This window comes from Mesorhizobium sp. YC-39 (genome assembly GCF_025753795.1).
Taxonomy (GTDB): domain Bacteria; phylum Pseudomonadota; class Alphaproteobacteria; order Rhizobiales; family Rhizobiaceae; genus Mesorhizobium.
On record NZ_JAOWPS010000006.1, the window covers coordinates 299,483 to 317,693 of the forward strand.

19 protein-coding genes are annotated in these 18,211 nt (G+C 61.5%); 5 read left to right on the forward strand and 14 right to left on the reverse strand.

The window, feature by feature from the left end:
* Positions 1–38 precede the first annotated feature (38 nt).
* The 4 genes from OHD62_RS30270 to OHD62_RS30285 all read right to left on the reverse strand — a co-directional run bounded on the left by OHD62_RS30270 (position 39) and on the right by OHD62_RS30285 (position 2,583).
* Positions 39–1,499, reverse strand: a complete 1,461-nt coding sequence (locus OHD62_RS30270; protein ID WP_412177435.1) for an AMP nucleosidase — start codon at positions 1,497–1,499, stop codon at positions 39–41.
* 146 nt (positions 1,500–1,645) lie between these two features.
* Positions 1,646–1,840: a hypothetical protein gene (locus OHD62_RS30275; RefSeq protein WP_008874855.1), complete on the reverse strand. Its 195-nt coding sequence runs from the start codon at positions 1,838–1,840 to the stop codon at positions 1,646–1,648.
* 35 nt (positions 1,841–1,875) lie between these two features.
* On the reverse strand, positions 1,876–2,055 hold the full coding sequence (locus OHD62_RS30280) for a hypothetical protein (protein ID WP_263790722.1): 180 nt from the start codon (positions 2,053–2,055) through the stop codon (positions 1,876–1,878).
* 183 nt (positions 2,056–2,238) lie between these two features.
* On the reverse strand, positions 2,239–2,583 hold the full coding sequence (locus tag OHD62_RS30285; RefSeq protein ID WP_263790654.1) for a DUF2147 domain-containing protein: 345 nt from the start codon (positions 2,581–2,583) through the stop codon (positions 2,239–2,241).
* Between the two features lie 459 nt (positions 2,584–3,042).
* Between OHD62_RS30285 and OHD62_RS30290 the strand changes: the two genes are divergently transcribed.
* From OHD62_RS30290 to OHD62_RS30300, 3 genes are all read left to right on the forward strand, one after another.
* The gene (locus tag OHD62_RS30290) at positions 3,043–3,309 is read left to right on the forward strand and encodes a sel1 repeat family protein (RefSeq protein WP_006331108.1); all 267 of its coding nucleotides are present in this window, start codon (positions 3,043–3,045) and stop codon (positions 3,307–3,309) included.
* 445 nt (positions 3,310–3,754) lie between these two features.
* Positions 3,755–4,876, forward strand: coding sequence for an ABC transporter substrate-binding protein (locus OHD62_RS30295; RefSeq protein ID WP_263790658.1), 1,122 nt, complete (start codon positions 3,755–3,757; stop codon positions 4,874–4,876).
* A gap of 318 nt (positions 4,877–5,194) precedes the next feature.
* A complete protein-coding gene (locus OHD62_RS30300; protein WP_263790660.1) occupies positions 5,195–5,752 on the forward strand; it encodes a hypothetical protein in 558 nt (185 codons plus the stop codon).
* An 82-nt stretch (positions 5,753–5,834) separates the two neighbouring features.
* Here OHD62_RS30300 and OHD62_RS30305 read toward each other — a convergent pair whose 3' ends face one another.
* The 8 genes from OHD62_RS30305 to OHD62_RS30340 all read right to left on the reverse strand — a co-directional run bounded on the left by OHD62_RS30305 (position 5,835) and on the right by OHD62_RS30340 (position 13,215).
* Complete coding sequence (locus tag OHD62_RS30305) at positions 5,835–7,799, reverse strand: acetyl/propionyl/methylcrotonyl-CoA carboxylase subunit alpha (RefSeq protein ID WP_263790663.1); 1,965 nt, start codon at positions 7,797–7,799, stop codon at positions 5,835–5,837.
* A 49-nt stretch (positions 7,800–7,848) separates the two neighbouring features.
* On the reverse strand, positions 7,849–8,226 hold the full coding sequence (locus tag OHD62_RS30310; protein WP_263790720.1) for a hypothetical protein: 378 nt from the start codon (positions 8,224–8,226) through the stop codon (positions 7,849–7,851).
* Between the two features lie 96 nt (positions 8,227–8,322).
* Positions 8,323–8,865, reverse strand: a complete 543-nt coding sequence (locus OHD62_RS30315; protein WP_263790665.1) for an O-acetyl-ADP-ribose deacetylase — start codon at positions 8,863–8,865, stop codon at positions 8,323–8,325.
* 1 nt (position 8,866) lies between these two features.
* The gene (locus OHD62_RS30320; RefSeq protein ID WP_263790666.1) at positions 8,867–10,474 is read right to left on the reverse strand and encodes a carboxyl transferase domain-containing protein; all 1,608 of its coding nucleotides are present in this window, start codon (positions 10,472–10,474) and stop codon (positions 8,867–8,869) included.
* Between the two features lie 4 nt (positions 10,475–10,478).
* A complete protein-coding gene (locus OHD62_RS30325) occupies positions 10,479–10,862 on the reverse strand; it encodes a type II toxin-antitoxin system VapC family toxin (protein ID WP_263790668.1) in 384 nt (127 codons plus the stop codon).
* A complete protein-coding gene (locus tag OHD62_RS30330) occupies positions 10,859–11,326 on the reverse strand; it encodes an AbrB/MazE/SpoVT family DNA-binding domain-containing protein (protein ID WP_263790670.1) in 468 nt (155 codons plus the stop codon). Before OHD62_RS30330 ends, OHD62_RS30325 begins: the two co-directional genes overlap by 4 nt.
* Before the next feature lie 10 nt (positions 11,327–11,336).
* Positions 11,337–12,500, reverse strand: coding sequence for an isovaleryl-CoA dehydrogenase (locus OHD62_RS30335; RefSeq protein ID WP_263790672.1), 1,164 nt, complete (start codon positions 12,498–12,500; stop codon positions 11,337–11,339).
* A 52-nt stretch (positions 12,501–12,552) separates the two neighbouring features.
* Positions 12,553–13,215, reverse strand: a complete 663-nt coding sequence (locus tag OHD62_RS30340; RefSeq protein ID WP_263790674.1) for a TetR/AcrR family transcriptional regulator — start codon at positions 13,213–13,215, stop codon at positions 12,553–12,555.
* A gap of 248 nt (positions 13,216–13,463) precedes the next feature.
* Between OHD62_RS30340 and OHD62_RS30345 the strand changes: the two genes are divergently transcribed.
* Positions 13,464–13,934: a MarR family winged helix-turn-helix transcriptional regulator gene (locus OHD62_RS30345; protein ID WP_263790675.1), complete on the forward strand. Its 471-nt coding sequence runs from the start codon at positions 13,464–13,466 to the stop codon at positions 13,932–13,934.
* Positions 13,935–14,192: 258 nt separating this feature from the next.
* Here OHD62_RS30345 and OHD62_RS30350 read toward each other — a convergent pair whose 3' ends face one another.
* A complete protein-coding gene (locus tag OHD62_RS30350) occupies positions 14,193–15,305 on the reverse strand; it encodes a pyridoxal phosphate-dependent aminotransferase (RefSeq protein WP_263790677.1) in 1,113 nt (370 codons plus the stop codon).
* Positions 15,306–15,440: 135 nt separating this feature from the next.
* Here OHD62_RS30350 and OHD62_RS30355 point away from each other — a divergent pair, with 135 nt between their 5' ends.
* Entirely contained in the window at positions 15,441–17,126 is a 1,686-nt protein-coding gene (locus OHD62_RS30355; protein ID WP_263790679.1) for a tetratricopeptide repeat-containing sulfotransferase family protein, read from the forward strand.
* A 404-nt stretch (positions 17,127–17,530) separates the two neighbouring features.
* On the opposite strand, the gene OHD62_RS30360 is transcribed toward OHD62_RS30355, so the two are convergent.
* Positions 17,531–18,211: porin (locus OHD62_RS30360; protein ID WP_263790681.1), on the reverse strand; the 681-nt coding region annotated here is incomplete at its 5' end.

An 18,211-nucleotide genomic window follows, 5' to 3' on the forward strand; every position in this document is an offset into this window, starting at 1 on the left:
GAAATGCGGCCCAATCAAGATGACGAAATGTCCATCGCCTATTGGAATGCCGTCTCCGAAAAGCTTCTGAGCTTGCGCGAATGCAGCCGTTCCATCGGCATCTCCGCCAGCTTTTCCATCGCCCTGATGCCGATGGTCAGATGCTGCGCCACTTGCCGCTTGTAGAATTCGGTCGCCATGCCGGGCAGCTTCAATTCGCCATGCAGGGGCTTGTCGGAGACACAAAGCAGCGTGCCGTAAGGCACCCGGAAGCGGAAGCCATTGGCCGCGATCGTCGCCGATTCCATATCGAGCGCGATTGCCCGCGACTGCGACAGCCGCTGCACCGGCCCACGCTGGTCGCGCAGCTCCCAATTGCGGTTGTCGATGGTGGCGACGGTGCCGGTGCGCATGATGCGCTTGAGATCGTAGCCGGAAAGCCCGGTGACCTCGGCGACCGCCTCCTGTAGCGCCACCTGGATTTCGGCCAGCGGCGGGATCGGCACCCACACCGGCAGATCGTCATCGAGGACATGGTCTTCCCTGACATAGGCATGCGCCAGCACATAGTCGCCCAGCGCTTGGGTGTTGCGCAGGCCGGCGCAATGGCCAAGCATCAGCCAGGCATGCGGCCTGAGCACGGCGATATGGTCAGTGATGGTCTTGGCGTTCGAGGGACCGACGCCGATATTGACCATGGTGATGCCGCCATGGTTCGGCTTCTTCAAATGATAGGCCGGCATCTGCGGCAGGCGCGGCGGCGCGGCACCATCGCCGGGCATGCTTTGCCCGACCTTGGTGACGACATTGCCCGGCTCAACGAACTCGACATATCCGCCGCCGCCATTCGCCATCAGTTCGCGGGCACGGGCGACGAATTCGTCGATATAGAACTGGTAGTTGGTGAACAGCACGAAATTCTGGAAATGCTGCGGACTGGTCGCCGTGTAGTGCGCCATCCGATGCAGCGAATAGTCGATGCGTTGCGCCGTGAACGGCGCCAGCGGCCTGGCTTCGCCGAACGCCACTTCGAACGTGCCGTTGGCGATCTGGTCGTCCGTGCCGTCGAGGTCCGGCACGTCGAACAGGTCGCGGATCGGCCGCCTGATGCGCTCGGCCGCCGCGCCGTCGACATGGGTGCCTTCGAGGAAGGCGAAATGCAGCGGAATGGGCGTCGTCGATTCCGAAACGGTGACCGGAACACCGTGATTGCGCATGATCAGGCGAAGCTGTTCGGTGAGATAGCTTTCGAAAAGCGCGGGCTGGGTGATGGTCGTCGAGAAATGCCCCGGCGTCGGCATGTGGCCATAGGCCTGGCGCGAGTCGATCTGGGTGAACGAACTCGTGGTGACGCCAATCTCTGGATAAAAGGCCCGGTATCGCTTGTTGCTGTCGCCGCCCGCGGCAAGTGCCGTGAATGAATCGCGCAGGAATTTGGTGTTGCGGGCGTAAAGCACCTGCAGGGCGGCAACCGCCTTTTTGGCGTCGTCGAAACTCTTCCGGTCGAAAGGTTCCGGCATGACGACCGATTCGATGGCTTGGGGATAGATTCGCTTTTCCATGACCCAATATAGAGGCTTGGCCATGCGGTTGGGAGGGGGTGTGCTGGCCGGAACGCGGCCAAAGCGTGGTTTTTTCTTTCGAATGGTTTCGACAACAATCCGTTCTAACCGCGCCGCAGGCTGACCAGCAGAACAAAGCCGACGCCGTTCTTCTTCATTGCCGGCGCTTCGATCGTCGAGCCGGCATCGGCACGCATTGTCGGCACAGCCAGAACCGGCGCCGAAAGCACCGTCAGGATAAGCGCCGCCCGCGGCAGGAGCCGGAGGGTTTTGAGGGCGTTGGCGACGATGCGGTTCATGGCTTTTGCTTTTCTCTCTCGAGGTCTTTGTCGGTTCAGGGACGAAAATGGTTCACACAACCGAACCGGCAGGAATTGGCATGGTCCCAGGAGCGGGCCGGGCGACCGGCTTCGGCGACGAGAATGGCAAACAACATGCCGAACAGGCTCAGCAGCAGGCAGACGATGGTGAAGCGGCGAGCGAGCATTTGCGTGGTGTCTCCTTCAACACGCATGAAAATGCCCGAGCCTGACTGAACCGGCTCTGATGCCGGCGTTCATCTGCGGTTCAAACTGGTTGACGTGTGACACGCATCGGTTCGAGTTCCGATGCGCAAGGCGATGCAAACGCAGGTCGCCGATGAAACGAAAACGGGGCCTGCGAAGGCCCCGTCGTCATATCCTCCGAATACGAACGATCAGAGCTTGTGCCAGGTCTGGCTCTTGCAGATCAGCCCGCCGAGCACGCAGCCGCTCATCTTGAGCGAGGTGCCGGAAAGCGAGCCTTTGCCGGCATAGGTCTTGTCGGTTTCCGGGTCGGTTATGCTGCCCGCATATTTGTTGGCGCCGGACGCCCTCAGCGAACCGATGTTCTTGCCGGCAAATTTGCCTGACTTCAGCGTGATGGAGAATGCCCCACCACCACCAGAGATGGCCGCGGTCGCGCCGGACTGCGTTTTCCAGTTGCCCTCGATCGGATCGGCCCAAGCGGCGCCGGCCATGACCAATGTGGCCGCGAGGGCCAAGCTTGCTTTTCGAAACATATCTGTCCTCCCTTGCGCACCTGCCGGGTGTATCGCCCCGCCAGTCTGCCTCTTACGCAAACGTAAGCTAATCCAGCTCCCGGTAAAACAAAAGCGGTGCCGCAGCGGAAGACTTCGGGATTTTCTCAATGCCCAAAACGCTCCGCCAGCGAAGAAATGAAACGATCGGCCTGCCGGCTTTGTCTCCCGTGGTTAGCGGAGTGTTGATCCGCACCTCGCAAATTTTCGTCAAATTTGCCTGGAATCCGCGCGATTGCTGGGTTTGTATCCTTAACGAATTTCCATGTTTACCTCTTGTTTTAGCTTTGTTTTCCTCAAATTAAGCACGCCATTTAACGACGGATTCAAGGCTCCGCTTCATTCTCGAAAGCATCGAAAGAGCAGCCGCCCCCAACGGACACCGGGGACAGAAAGAGGCAGCTCTCGGGAGCCTGACAGGGGCCAGAACAGGGGATTGAAATGGCACGTTTTGAAATGCTTGAAGCCGGCTTCGGCGCCATGGGGGCAACTGCCCAGGCCGACATTCTTTTCGAACTGGGCATGATGTATGCGACCGGCCGCGATTGCGAGACCGACGTCGTCGCCGCCCACAAATGGTTCAACATTGCCGCGATCAAGGGCTCCGTCCGCGCCGCGGAACTGCGCTCGGAATTGTCGGCGGCGATGTCGAAGGTCGAGATCGCCAGGGCGCTGCGCGAAGCCCGCGAATGGATGACAATGCACTGAGATCGCCGATCACAGGCAGAGATATCGAAGACAGGGAAGCTCCGGGATCAAGGCCGCACAGACGGCCGGAACCGGTGGAACAACAAGGCCGCGCAAGACGGTCGACTATGAGAGAACAAGAACGCGGCAGGCCGGCAAGGTCCAGTCGTGCGCGACAATGGGGATGGTGAGCAGGTCTGTCAGGCGCGGGGACGCTTGGGGACTGCTCGACGAGCAAGAAAAGCCACGACCAGCCGGAACAAGGCTGGCGTGGCTTTTTGCGTTTCAGACCATGATCCCAAAGAGTGGAAACCGGTTTTTGGAAAAGATCATGGTCAAACAGAACGTTGCAGGCCCAATCGAGCGGCGTCAATGCGCCTAGACAGGCCCAATGAAGGATGAAATTGTCCCGGCTTCTGAAAGAAGCGCGGCCGGAACGGCTGCGCGAGCGTGGGAGGAGTTCACCATGAAAAAATTGAATATTTTGAGCGCGGCCGTATTCGGCCTGATGATGAGCGCGCCGGCTGCCTTCGCCGACGACATCACCTTTTCGGTGGTCGGACCGATGACCGGTCAGTTGGCCACGATCGGCGACCAGTTCAAGCAAGGCGCGCAAGCCGCCGCCGACGCGATCAACGCTGCCGGCGGCATCGATGGCCGCCAGATCAAGCTCGACATCGAGGACGACCAGTGCGATCCGAAGCAGGCGGTCTCGGTCGCCAACCGCATCATCGCCGACGGCGTCAAGTTCATCGATGGCCATGCCTGTTCCGGTTCGAGCATCCCGGCCTCCGCGGTCTATGCCGAGGCTGGCGCGCTGATGATGAGCCCGGCTTCGTCCAACCCGGTGCTGACCGACGCGGCCGCGACAGCCGGCTGGCCGACGATCATGCGCCTCTATACGCGCGACGATGCGCAGGGCGCCTTCATCGGCCCGTGGATTGCCAAGAAGTATGCTGGCAAGAACGTCGTCATCCTGCATGACAAGAGCGCTTACGGGCAGGGCGTGGCCGATGCCGTCAAGGCAACGATGAACGCCGGCGGCCTCAAGGAAGTCATGTATGAAGGCATCAACGCCGGCGAGAAGGACTATGCCGCCCTCGTCACCAAGCTGAAGGATCTGAAGGCGGATGTGGTCTATTTCGGCGGCTATCACCCCGAGGCCGGCCTCATCCTGCGCCAATCGGCGGAACAGAACCTCAAGTTCCAGCTGATCATGCCTGACTCGATCGCCTCGCCGGAATTCTGGCAGGTTGCCGGCCCGGCCGGCGAAGGCACCATGTTCGTCTTCCCGTCGGATCCGCAGGCAAAGCCGGAGGCCAAGGAAGCCATCGAAAAGATCAAGGCCGGCGGCTTCGTGCCGGAGGGCTTCACCTTGTTCTCCTACGCCGTGATCCAGGCCTTCGCCGAGGGCATCAAGCGCGCCGGCAGCGATGACCCTGCCAAGGTCGCCGAGGCGCTGAAGAACGGCCAGCCGATCAGCACCGTGGTCGGTTCGGTTACCTTCGACGAGAAGGGCGACCTCAAGAACGCCAGCTACGACATCAACCAGTGGCACGACGGTAAATACGCACCGATACAGCCGTAACGGCTTTCATGTGGCTGACCTTTATCCCGAAAATCGGAACCGATCATGATCGTGTAAGATGACAGATGGCCAGGCTGTCCTGGCCATTTTCTATTGAGAACATTGCATTTTTTAAACTATTTCGACGGACTTCGAATACCTCTTCTTGGCGGCGGCGGCGCGGCATGGACGCGGGTAGAGCGAATGGCCAATCCCTGTAAATCGAAAGCCTCTGGCTGTGTGGTCCAGTCGAATTCGAGGGGACTATCCAAATATCTTGGCCAAGCAGGGCTTCGGCGTTAATCTATCCGACCGGCCGCACACATCAGGAGTGTTGCCATGAAAATATTCTTTTACCTCGCATCGGTAGTGTTGGCGTTCTCAGCCTCCAGTGTCGCCGCTGAACTCACGGCGGAGGTTCCCAAGGGAGATCTCGAGTTCACCGCAAAAGCGATGTCCGCTGCCCCAGCGGATATCGGCAAGGATGCCACTATCATTCGGATAGGTGACGGCTTCGCGCTGACGCCCATCAAGACCGGAACGAACGGATGGACTTGCGCTGTTGATACCAACGGCGAGCCGTGGTGCGCCGATGCTGCCGGGCTGGAGTGGTTCAAGGCGATTTCGACCAAGGCGGAGCCGCCTGACAAGACCGGTTTCGTCTATATGCTCGCCGGAGACCTAGGCACCAGCAACCATGATCCTTATGCGACCGACAAGTCTCATTGGGTTCACACGGGTCCGCATGTCATGATCGTCGGGAAGGCGGCGCATGAGATGGCAGCCAACTATCCGAACAAGTTGGACGCTGATCCAAAACATCCCTACGTGATGTTTCCGGGCACCAAATATCAGCACCTGATGCTTCCTGCCGACATGGCAGGCCACACCCAGTAGCAGCAGCCTACACCGCCGCGTCACGGCCGGTCGCGGCGGCGTCACCTTCTCATTCGCCAGCCCGGCGTGGCATGAGCGTCGCTCAGGGGTCCGGCACTTCGGCAAAGCGCACCAGCACGGTCCCGTCGGTGACCTGCGCCCCTTCTGCGGCGATCTCGGCGATCACGCCGTCATGGGGCGCGGAAATCATGTGCTCCATCTTCATTGCTTCCAGGATCAGCAGCGGCTGGCCTTTGATGACGGCATCGCCCTTTGCCGCACGCACCAACTTGACCAGGCCGGGCATCGGCGCGCGCAGGCTGCCGGAAGCGGCGGCGGCTTCCTCGGCCCTTGCCAGCGGGTCCGGCACGGCGAAGCTGTAGCCGACGGCGCCAGAAAAGACCGTGACGTGCCCAGGCCAGAGGGCGAGGCGAGGGGACGCGGACAGGTCATACGAATTGGCGCCGTCATAAGGTGGGTCCAGCGCCACCTGGAACCGCCCGTCCGGCCGCACCGAGACACGCGCGAGAATATCATCCTCGCCATAGCGCAGCCGCGTGCGCCGCGCGACCGTGTGGAAATGCGCATAGCCGGCAAGCGCCGACCACGGGTCATCGGACGGCACTTGAGCGGCTGAGCCAGACGCCGCAAGGGCTGCCGCGGCAATAGTCTCGCCGCTCGGCGGCGGGACCGAGGTCAGTGCCTGCTGATGCCGGTCAATCAGGCCGGTATCGACATCGCCGGCGGCAAAATCCGCGTCCGCGGCAAGGGCCGCCAGAAAGGCGGTGTTGACGGTCGAGCCGGCGATCTCGGTTTGCGAAAGCGCCGTCCCCAGCGCGTCGCGCGCCGCCTGCCTGTCCTTGCCGTGGACGACCAGCTTGGCGATCATCGGATCGTAGAAGGGCGAGATGGCATCGCCGGCCCGCACGCCAGTCTCGACGCGCATGCTGGCGCCTTCCGGAGCGGCATCGGGAAATCTAAGATGATGCAGCGTGCCCGTCGCCGGCAAGAAACCCTTTGCCGGGTCTTCGGCATAGAGGCGCGCCTCGAAGGCGTGGCCGGAGAGCTGGATCTCGCTTTGTGTCTTCGGCAGCTTTTCGCCGGACGCCACCTTGAGCTGCCACTCGACCAGGTCGATGCCGGTGACCATTTCGGTGACGGGATGCTCGACCTGCAGGCGGGTGTTCATTTCCATGAACCAGAAGCGGTCCGCCTTCAGCCCTTGCGAGGCGTCTACGATGAACTCGATGGTGCCGGCGCCGCAATAGTGGATCGCCTTGGCAGCCTTGACCGCTGCCTCCGTCATCGCCTTGCGCAGCGCCGGCGTCATGCCGGGCGCGGGCGCTTCCTCGATCACCTTCTGGTGGCGACGCTGCGCCGAGCAGTCGCGCTCGAAGAGATGCACGGCGTTGCCAAAGATATCACCGAATACTTGCACTTCAATGTGGCGCGGCTTGTCGACATATTTCTCGACCAGCACGCGGTCGTCGCCGAAGGCGGCCTTCGCTTCGCGCCGCGCGCCCGACAGCGCTTCGGAAAAATCGTCGGGATGTTCCACCCGCCGCATCCCCTTGCCGCCGCCGCCGGCGCGCGCCTTGATCAGCACGGGATAGCCGATCTCGCGCGCCTTCGAGGCAAGCAGCACGATCTCCTGCGCTTCGCCATGGTAGCCCGGCACGACAGGCACGCCGGCCTTCTCCATCAGCCGTTTGGCGGCGTCCTTCAGCCCCATGGCGCGGATCGAGGCCGCTGACGGCCCGATGAAAACGAGGCCTGCCGCCACCACCTGGTCGACGAAGTCAGGGTTTTCCGACAGAAAACCGTAGCCGGGATGGATGGCTTCGGCGCCTGTTGTTTTCGCTGCCGCGATGATCTTGTCGCCGCGCAGATAGCTTTCGCCGACGGGCGAGGCGCCGATATGCACCGCCTCGTCGGCCATCTCGACATGCAGGGCCTGGGCATCGGCGTCGGAATAGACGGCGACCGTGCGCACACCCAGCTTGCGCGCGGTGCGGATGACGCGGCAAGCGATCTCGCCGCGATTGGCGATCAATATCTTGCCGAACATGCGGCCTCCCGGTTTTGTCGCGGGCGGCGCCAGGCAGGCAGGCGGCCGCCTATTTGGAAAGCGCGATCTGACAGCCGCCGCTGGCGATCTTGACCTTCCACTTTCTCAAGCCAGACTGACAGTTCTGCAGCGCCAGATCTTCCGCCGCCTTTTGCGACGGTGCGTTCATCCGCGCGCCGCAAATGATGTAGAGGTCGACGACGCGCGAATAGAAGGTTGTTGCATAGGCTGAGTGGCCGCTCGCCGCCACATAGGCGTTGTACGCCCTGGTGCACGGATCCTTCGGGCTTCCGGGCAAAGTCGGGTAGAAACGGATGTCGCCCTTGTTTCCGGCGAGAGATTCCGCAGCGCCGATACCGGGCGCAGCTAATATAAGTAACCCTGCAAGTATCGATGAGGTTGTTCTCTGAAAAAGTCGCAGTCTCATCTTCGCCCAATCCCCATTGGTATTTGCGAAGAGCAATAGCTGCGATTCTTGTGTGTGGCCAGTTCCATGATTGAAAATGGTTGTGGATGGGATTTCTCATGGGTGCCGATCACGCTCCGCCAGGGCAGCAGTGGCCTGCCGGTATAGTTCGGCCGTCGACTCATCGAAGCAGCAGAAGATAACGCTATCCGGTACGGGATTCTGTTGCAGGAAGGCGCTTACGGCGCCGACGGCGATCTCGGTCGCCTCATCCTTCGGGAAACGGTAGATGCCGGTGGAGATCGCCGGAAACGCCACCGTCCGGCAATTCTTGCCGGCGGCAAGTTCGAGCGAACGACGATAGCAGGACGCGAGCAACTCGGCCTCACCTTTGCCGCCGCCTTGCCAGACCGGCCCAACGGTGTGGATGATGTGGCGTGCCGGCAGGCGATAGCCCTTGGTCATCTTGGCATCGCCGGTCTTGCAGCCATTCAGCATCCGGCATTCGAACTCAAGTTCGGGCCCGGCGGCCCGGTGAATGGCGCCGTCGACACCCCCGCCGCCGAGCAGCGACGAGTTGGCGGCATTGACGATGGCGTCAACTGCCAGGCGCGTGATGTCGCCGGTGTGAATGCGGATCCTGTCGCCGGTCTCACCCATCTCACATCCTGAACACGCCGAACTTTGTCTCTTCGATGTCGGCATTGAGCGCCGCCGAGAGGCTGAGCGCCAGCACCTCGCGCGTCCTGGCCGGGTCGATGATGCCGTCATCCCAGAGGCGAGCTGACGAATAGAGCGGGTGGCCCTCATGCTCGTATTTCATCAGGATCGGCTTTTTGAATTTTGCCTCTTCCTCCACGCTCCATTCGCCGCCCTTGCGCTCGATGCCCTCGCGCTTGACGACGGCAAGCACGGTGGCCGCCTGTTCACCGCCCATCACCGAAATGCGGGCGTTCGGCCACATCCATAGGAAGCGCGGCGAATAGGCGCGTCCGCACATGCCGTAATTGCCGGCGCCGAAGGAGCCACCGATGATCATGGTCACCTTCGGCACGCGCGCCGTGGCGACCGCCATCACCAGCTTGGCGCCATCCTTGGCGATGCCGCCGGCCTCGTATTTGCGCCCCACCATGAAGCCGGTGATGTTCTGCAGGAAGACCAGCGGAATCCCGCGCTGGCAGCACAATTCGATGAAATGCGCGCCCTTCAGCGCGCTTTCGGAGAACAGCACGCCATTGTTGGCGATGATGCCGACCGGCATGCCATGCAGATGGGCAAAGCCGGTGACCAGCGTGGTGCCGTAATTCTGCTTGAACTCGTCGAATTCGGACCCGTCGACGACACGCGCAATCACCTCGCGCACGTCATAGGGCTGGCGCAGATCCGTCGGCACGATGCCGTAGAGCTCATGCGGATCGTGAAGCGGCGGAATCGATTTCTGCAGCTTCAGGCTTACCGTCTTGTTTCGATTGAGGTTCCTGATGATGCGCCGGCAAATGGCCAGCGCATGCTCGTCATCCAACGCATAGTGGTCGGCGACGCCGGAAAGCCTTGTGTGCACGTCGGCGCCGCCAAGCTCCTCGGCGCTGACATCTTCGCCGGTGGCCGCCTTTACCAGCGGCGGGCCGCCGAGGAAGATGGTCGCCTGGTTGCGCACCATGATCGTCTCGTCAGACATTGCCGGCACATAGGCGCCGCCCGCCGTGCACGAACCCATGACGCAGGCGATCTGCGGAATGCCTGCAGCCGACATGTTGGCCTGATTGTAGAAGATGCGGCCGAAATGCTCACGATCGGGAAACACCTCGTCCTGGTTGGGCAGATTGGCGCCGCCGCTGTCAACCAGATAGACGCAAGGCAAATTGTTCTGCAGCGCGATCTCTTGCGCGCGCAGATGCTTCTTCACCGTCAGCGGATAGTAGGTGCCGCCCTTCACCGTGGCGTCATTGACGACGACCATGACCTCGGTGCCTTCGACGCGACCGATGCCGGCGATAAGGCCGGCCGAGGAAATCTCCTCGCCATACATCGACCACGCCGCGAATTGGCCGATCTCGAGAAAGGGCGAGCCGGTGTCGAGCAATTGCGCCAGGCGCTCGCGCGGCAATAGCTTGCCGCGCGAAACATGCCGCTCACGCGCTTCGTCGGAGCCGCCGCGCTCGACGCTTGCTGCCTTTTCCGCAATGTCGGCGACCAGCGCCCGCATGCGCTCCGCATTGGCGCGGAAGGTGTCGGAGGTGGGGGAGATCTGCGAGATGAGGGCGGGCATGGCGTTACCGGATCAGTTCGATCTTGCAGCCGACATCCAGGTCGCCCCAGTCACGGTCAGCGGTTACGGCAATGGCATTTTCGCGAATTGCCAGCGCGAGGCAGGCCCGGTCGCCCAGCGACAAGCCGCGATGCCGCGTCAGTTCACGAAGCTGCCCGGCGGCGATGCCCATCGCTTCGTCGAAAGCGGCGACCGGCATGCCGAGGCTGGCGAGGTCGTCCGCGGCCTCTTCCATGCTGCGTCCCCTGTCGATCAGCTTGGCGATGATTTCGGCCGCATTTACCGAGCTGCATTGCGCATCCGGCGCGAATCCCAAGGCAATGTCGGTGCCTCTCTCATTAAGCAGGATCGCAAGCGCTGCCGAACTGTCCATGACGTAGGATTTCATTTCGCTCGCTTCCCCGCCGTCATCCCTTCGGTGTGAAGTCGGTCCAGGCGCTTGTCGCTTCGAAGCTGTTCCTCGCGTCGCTCCTTGAGAAATTCGTCAACGACACTTTCGTCGGGCTTCTTCAACGCCGACAATTCCGCCTGGACGCGCCTCAGGTTCTGAAGCCACGACCTTACCCGCAGCTCGCCGTTCTCGACATGAAGGATCATATCTTCACCGGGTTTCACGCCCATCTCCTCGCGCATCGCGGCGGGGATGACGAAGCGTCCACCATCGCCGAGTTTGACACGCTCGCGTTTCGGTGGAACCCGGAGTGGCGTTTTCCGAACTCCAGCCTCGAATTGTGTTTGCGGATTTTCGTCTAATCCAGCCTTTCCCGTTCTGCTCACCACGGCTTGCCCCGTTTCAGAAATGTGACATATCGCAGAAATATGGCACGATTTGCCATTCATGACAAATTTCAAGATAGTTCCATCACAATCCCTCCGCCATGATCTCGCGTCCGATCAGCCAGCGGCGGATTTCGCTGGTGCCGGCGCCGATCTCGTAGAGCTTGGCGTCGCGCAAAAGCCGGCCGGTCGGATAGTCGTTGATATAGCCATTGCCACCAAGCAACTGGATGGCATCGAGCGCCATCTGTGTCGCCTTTTCGGCGGCAAACAGCACGCAGCCGGCGGCGTCCTTGCGCGTCGTCTGGCCGCGGTCACAAGCGGCGGCGACGGCATAGACATAGGCGCGGGCGGCGTTCATCACCGTATACATGTCGGCCAGCTTGCCTTGCACCAGCTGGAACTCGCCGATCGGCTGGCCGAACTGCTTGCGCTCGTGCACGTAAGGGATCGCCACATCGAGGCACGCCGCCATCAGTCCGACCGGGCCGCCGGCGAGCACCGTGCGCTCATAGTCGAGCCCCGACATCAGCACTTCGACGCCGCGTCCTTCCTCATGCAGCACATTGTCGAACGGCACCTCGACATTCTCGAACACCAGCTCGCCGGTGTTGGAGCCGCGCATGCCGAGCTTGTCGAGCTTCTGCGCCACCGAAAAGCCGGCAAACGCCTTCTCGACGATAAAGGCGGTGATGCCGCGCGAATGGCGCTCCGGATCGGTCTTGGCATAGACGACCAACGTCTCGGCGTCCGGCCCATTGGTGATCCACATCTTGGTGCCGTTGAGCACATAGCGGTCGTTGCGCTTTTCGGCGCGCAGCCGTAGCGATACAACGTCCGAGCCGGCACCCGATTCCGACATCGCCAGCGCGCCTACCTTTTCGCCCGAGCACAGCGCAGGCAGGTATTTCTCCTTCTGCGCCGGCGTCGCCCAGCGGTTGATCTGATTGACGCAAAGGTTGGAATGGGCGCCGTAGGAGAGGCCGACCGAGGCCGAGGCGCGGGAAATCTCCTCCACCGCCACGACATGGGCGAGATAGCCCATCCCGCTGCCGCCGAAATCGGGATCGGCGGTGATGCCGAGCAGGCCGAGCGCTCCCATCTCGGCCCACAGATGCGACGGGAATTCGTTCGAGCGGTCGATATCGGCCGCGATCGGCGCGATTCTGTCCTGCGCGAAGCGCCGCACCAGATCGCGCAGCGCCTCGATGTCTTCGTCAAGCCCGAAGTTGAGCGTGTGCGTGTACATGGCCTTCCTCCCAGCGCATGCCCCCGATTTCGGGAGGGGATCATGCGCAAAATCAAACTCCTGCGGCGTTCTCCGCGCGTCCGAAGGGGCGCTCGACGCTATAGGCCGCTGCCGCGCTATCGATTTTCGCGCCAACCAGGCGCATTGTCATTGACAGATATGTCGCCGTGACTTCGGCGACCGACAGCCGCTCGCCCGGCCGGAACCAGACGATGACGCCGGTCATCATCTGGATCAGCGCCATGGCGGTCAGCCCGGTGTCTTCGATGCTGAAGACGCCGGCCTCTGTGCCGTCGCGCAAAATGGCACGCAGTTCTTTCTCATAGGCGGTGCGCATACGCAGGATCCGCGTCAGCCGGTCGTGCGAGAGGCTGCGCAATTCCATGTTCGAGACATGGGTGGAATGACGGCGCTCGATATGGAATGCAATGTGGTTTTGCACATAGGCGGCGAGCCGCGCCTTTGGGCCGGCAGTAGTGGGGCGGGCCATCTCCCACGCCGCGATCAGCCCTTCCATGTGCTCGCGCATCAGCGTGAACAGCAGGTCTTCCTTGGTCGGAAAATAGCGATAGAGCGCTGCTGCCTGGACGCCGACCTCGGCTGCGAGCCGGCGCATCGACATGGCTTCATAGCCGTAGCGCGCGATCAGGCCGGCTGCCGCCTCGCGGACAGCCGCCTCGGTCTTTTCCCCATCAGAACCGGTCGTGCGCGCCATGATCGCCTCATCGAGAGGTAATAATAAAACAAACGTTCAATTAATTCAAGAGGGCGTTCCGTCAGAGAGATGCTCAGGTCCTATAAATAGTTGACTTGGTCAAATAAAATGGCGATGGTGGTGCAGTGGCACAAAATTTCCTGTGACAGGAGGCCTGCATGCCCAACGAACGGAATGCTCTGGTCGCCGAGATCCGCTGCTTCAACAGGTTTTACACCAGTCTGGTCGGATTGCTCGATGAGACCTTGATGCAGAGCGCCTATACGCTGACCGAAGCGCGGGTGCTGTTCGAACTTGGCAATCGATCCGGCACCATTGCCGCCGATCCCAGTGGCGAAACTGGCTTCCTTGCGCGGGCGTTCCATCTCGACATCGAACCGGTGGCGTCCGCGATGGCCGCTGAACTTAAGCTCGCCCCCGCCTATCTCGCGCGGATCCTCAGAAAATTCGCCGCGGCCGGGCTGACCGAAATGCGCGTCGACCCGAACGACGGGCGCCGGCGCGTCCTCGCCCTGAGCACCCGGGGAGATGCAGCGCTGGCCAGACTTCAGGCGGCAGCCGATCGTGATCTCGGCCGTTTGACCGCCGGTCTTGTCGGCGACGAAGCCGCCGAACTTTCGCACGCCTTGAAACAGGTCATGCGCCTGCTGGGCGGGGAGTTTCTCCCTTCATCATCACAAGGCAAAGCAGTTGCCGAAGAACGCGGCGGCGCAGAGTAAGGCCGTTCTGTAGCGATCCTTCGCGCCCCCCTCTGTCCTGCCGGACATCTCCCCCACAAGGAGGGAGATTGGCAGCTTCGCCGTCGGCATTCTTCTCGCCACGCTGGCGATTGGCGAAATCGGCAGCGACGTCCGATCTCCCCCCAAGTGGGGGAGATGTCCGGCAGGACAGAGGGGGGCGCTGTCCCGCCAGCATCAAAGTTCTGCACGACCACGACGCTCTACGTGTCGTACCGTCTCGGACGAAGGCACACCGCTCTAATTCCCCCGCGCTGCCGCGAGCGCGCCCGGCAGCTCTTCGGCAAAAATGTCGAGCTCATGGTCGAGGCCGACACTGACCCTTATGCAGCGGTCGAGACGTGGCGCCATCGGCTTGCGGATGAACACGTCGCGCGACAACAGCGCCTGCAGCACTTTCAGCGCGAAGGCGCCGTCGCTGCAGCAGTCGATGGCGACGAAATTGGTTGCCGAGGGCAGCGGTTTCAGCCCGTTCGCCTCGGCAATCCCGGCGATGCGCCGGCGCCCGGAGGCGACCCGCGTCACCACGCTCTCCAGATAGGCCTGATCGGCCAGAGCTTCGACCCCGGCGATCTGCGCCATGCGGCTGACGCCGTAATGGTTGCGGATCTTCTCGAAATCGCGGATCACCTGGGCCTCGGCCAGCGCATAGCCACAGCGTATGCCGGCCAGCCCGTAAGCCTTCGAGAAGGTGCGCATGCGGATGACGTTTGGCCGGGAAACATCGATCGGCGGCAGCGCCGAGGCCGGCCCCAACTCGCCATAGGCCTCGTCGAGCACCAGCATGGTAGTCTCAGGCAGCGCTTCGATGAAGCCGATGAGCTCGTCCGCCTCCCACCAGCTCCCCATCGGATTGTCGGGGTTGGACAGGTAGACCAGCGGCGCCTTGTCCTTGGCGATCGCCGCCAGCAGGCCGTCCAGATTTTCCCGGTCGTTCTCGTAAGGGACCGCAACCAGCCGGCCGCCGACGCCGGCAATATGGAAGTTGAAGGTCGGATAGGCGCCGAGCGAGGTCGCCACCGCGTCGCCTGGCGCCACATACATGCGCGCCACCAGGCTGAGCAGCCCGTCTATGCCTTCGCCGATGACGACATTGTCGGCCGACAGGCCAAGATGGGCGGCGACAGCCACCTTCAAATCGAAATTGTCGGGATCGCAATACATCCACATGTTGCGGGCGACCGCCTCCATGCGGGCGATGACGCGGGGCGAAGGGCCAAAGCTGCTCTCATTGGCGCCGATGCGGGCGCGGAACGGCCGGCCGCGGTCGCGCTCCTGCGCCTCCGGGCCGACAAACGGCACAGTCGAGGGAAGCGCGGCGATGAGCGGCGTGAGGGAAGGGCGCTGACGCATGGCAATGCTCGTTTGAAAAGGGGCTCGTTCGAAAAGGGCCTTCTTGCTAGCGCGGCACCGTTGGCCGCGCAAGCTCCCGCCTTGCCTGCAACCGGCATGCTGGATTCCTGCGGCTCTTTTTGCTAGCGAGATGGCATGAACAATCGACTCCCACCTGCTTGGTCAAAGCACATCAAGTCCGGACCCGCGCCGAAAGCGAAGGGGCCGATGCTGAAGCCGATGCCGATAGTGAATCCGCAGAAAGAAAACGCTCTATCGCGTGCGCGGGCTGACGACGCGCTGCTGAAACAGGCCTATACCCATCAGCAGGCCAAGCGGCTTGACGAGGCTCAGGACCTGTGCCTTCGGGTTCTGGCGCGTACGCCAAACCATCCGCTCGCTTTGTACATCCTGGGGACCGTATATCTGAGTTACGATGATGAGAAGGCCTTGCGATATTTCGCAAGGGCGGTCGGCGAGGACCCTAAAAATCCCTACTACCACCTCAGCCTGGGTGAGGCCTATGTGAAGGTCAGCGAATATTCGCCGGCAATCAAACATATGCAGCATGCCCTGGAACTGCAGCCCGACCTTGTCGAAGCACTCTGTGCATTGGGGCGCGTTTACACCCAGTTTGACAAACCCGACATGGCTTTGCCGCTTTTCGAGAGGGCACTGAAGATCAACCGCGATCATCCCAAGGTACGGGCCGGGATGGCCAGCGCGCTCAGCGGCCTGGGGCGCATGGATGAAGCCGCCGTCTATCTGAAAGAAGCGATCGAACGTCGCATTGGAGTGCCTGCCGCTTACAATGACCTTGTCCAGACGCGAAAGTTCACCGGTGAGCCCGAGGAACTCCAATCCATCCTTCGTGAGCTCGGCAATCCCAAGCTTGATTCGGAAGGCGCGGAGCATCTCCATCACGCCGCCGGCAAGGTGCTGAACGACCTCAAGCGGTATGGTGAGGCATTTGACCATTTCAACAAGGCGAAACAAGCCTCCGGCCACAAGTACGATATCGACCTGTATCGTCGCTGGATCGACTCGCTGATTGAAACCTTCACGCCGGACTTTCTGGCTGCCAGGGCCGGCTATGGAAATCCTTCCGAAGTGCCTGTGTTCGTGGTTGGCATGCCCCGCTCGGGGACGACGCTTACCGAACAGATCTGCGCCAGCCATCCCGATGTCCATGGAGCGGGCGAGCTTAGCAAACTAAGGCGGGTCGCGAATGCGATCGGCCTCAAGACCTCATCGGCTGGAAATTTGAAACAGCCGGTCATGTCGATCACGAAAGACCTGTCCAGAACCCTGGCCGATGAGCATCTGTCCTATCTGAGCGAGCGGGCGCCTGCCGCGCTTCGCGTAGTGGACAAGATGCCGCACAATTTTGAAATGATCGGCCTTATCGGCCTTCTCTTTCCCAACGCGCGCATCATTCATTGCCGCCGTGACGCCATCGACAATTGCGTCTCTTGCTTTGTCCAGAACTTCAGCGAGGGGCACAGCTACAATACGGACCTGAAAACACTAGGTCTGTACTATCGCGAATATGACCGCCTGATGCGGCATTGGAACGAGGTCTTTCCTGGCCTTGTCTTCGAGAATCGCTACGAAACACTGGTTGATGACCAGGAAGCGCAGTCACGCCGCCTGATAGATTATCTTGGGCTGCCTTGGGACGACGCCTGCCTGCGCTTTTTCGATAGGGATGGTTCGGTCAACACGCCCAGCCGCTGGCAGGTTCGTCAACCGATCTACAAATCGTCCGTCAAGCGCTGGAAGAATTATGAAAAGGAAATTCAGCCGCTGATAGAGTCGCTGGGTGATCTTGCCGACACCTGACCTAATTCTACTGCGCATAGCCATTGTTCACAACGTCGCCCCTTGGCGCTGCCCTTCACCTGCCTGCCGGCATCCTCTCCCCCGGGTGTGACGGGCAGAGGGATACTCTCATTCGACGATTTCGCCGATTTGTCAGCGTTGGAAGAAGAACGCCGCCATCGCGGCCAGCCCCTCTGTCCCCGTCACTATACGGGGAGAGATGTCCGGCAGAACAGTGAGGGGCGGCGCCAAGGGCAGGGGGTAGGGATCGCTCAAGAGCAATCAGCCCTGCTTTCAGCCTTCCGCCATGAGAATCCGGCATCGGACTCGCCGTAGCAATCCCTGGACGAGAAAACCCGGCGGTTGCCCGCCGGGTTTCGATTTCGCCGAAGCGATATCTATTAGATTCGCCGAAGCGATATCTATTAGAACGACCGCTGGAAGCGGAGGAGACCGCCGACGCTGCTCTTCTTGTTGGCGTTGGTCCAGTCGGAGAAGTCGGCGTCGTCGAATTTGCCTGCATTAAGGTAATCGACTTCGGCCGTGACCGTGAAGCCGGGGACAACGTCATAAGCCACATTCGCCGCGATGCCGAGGTTCTTGCCCTCGTCATATGAGGCCTGGAGGTTGAACGAGGTCTTCTCGTTGAACTTGTAGGTGCCGCCGCCCCAGACCGCCCAGTTGCCAGCCCACTGCTTGTAGAAGCCGCGGCCGCCAGTGTCGGCAAAGAAGTCCTGGTAGTTGTCATCGGTGCCGTAGCCGCCCATGATGAACAGCGAAATTGCATCGTTGACAGTCACGTCCAAACGAACCTTGCCGGCCACTTCTTCGTAGTTGCTGTCGTAGGCGATGACGCCTGAGACCGCACCCCAGCCCTGCGTCCACTTCAGACCGCCGACGACATGCGGAACATAGCTGTCGATCGAGTAGTCGCCGTAACCTTCTTCGAGCGAGACCACGGCCGAGAAGCCGTTGCCGGCATCGAAATAGTACTGGACGACGTTGGTGTCGAAGCCGCCATAGGGAACCAGCGTATCCTGGATGACGTTGCCGGCATAGCCGATGAACGTATCGAAGGCCGATTCGTCCTTACCGACACGCAGGCC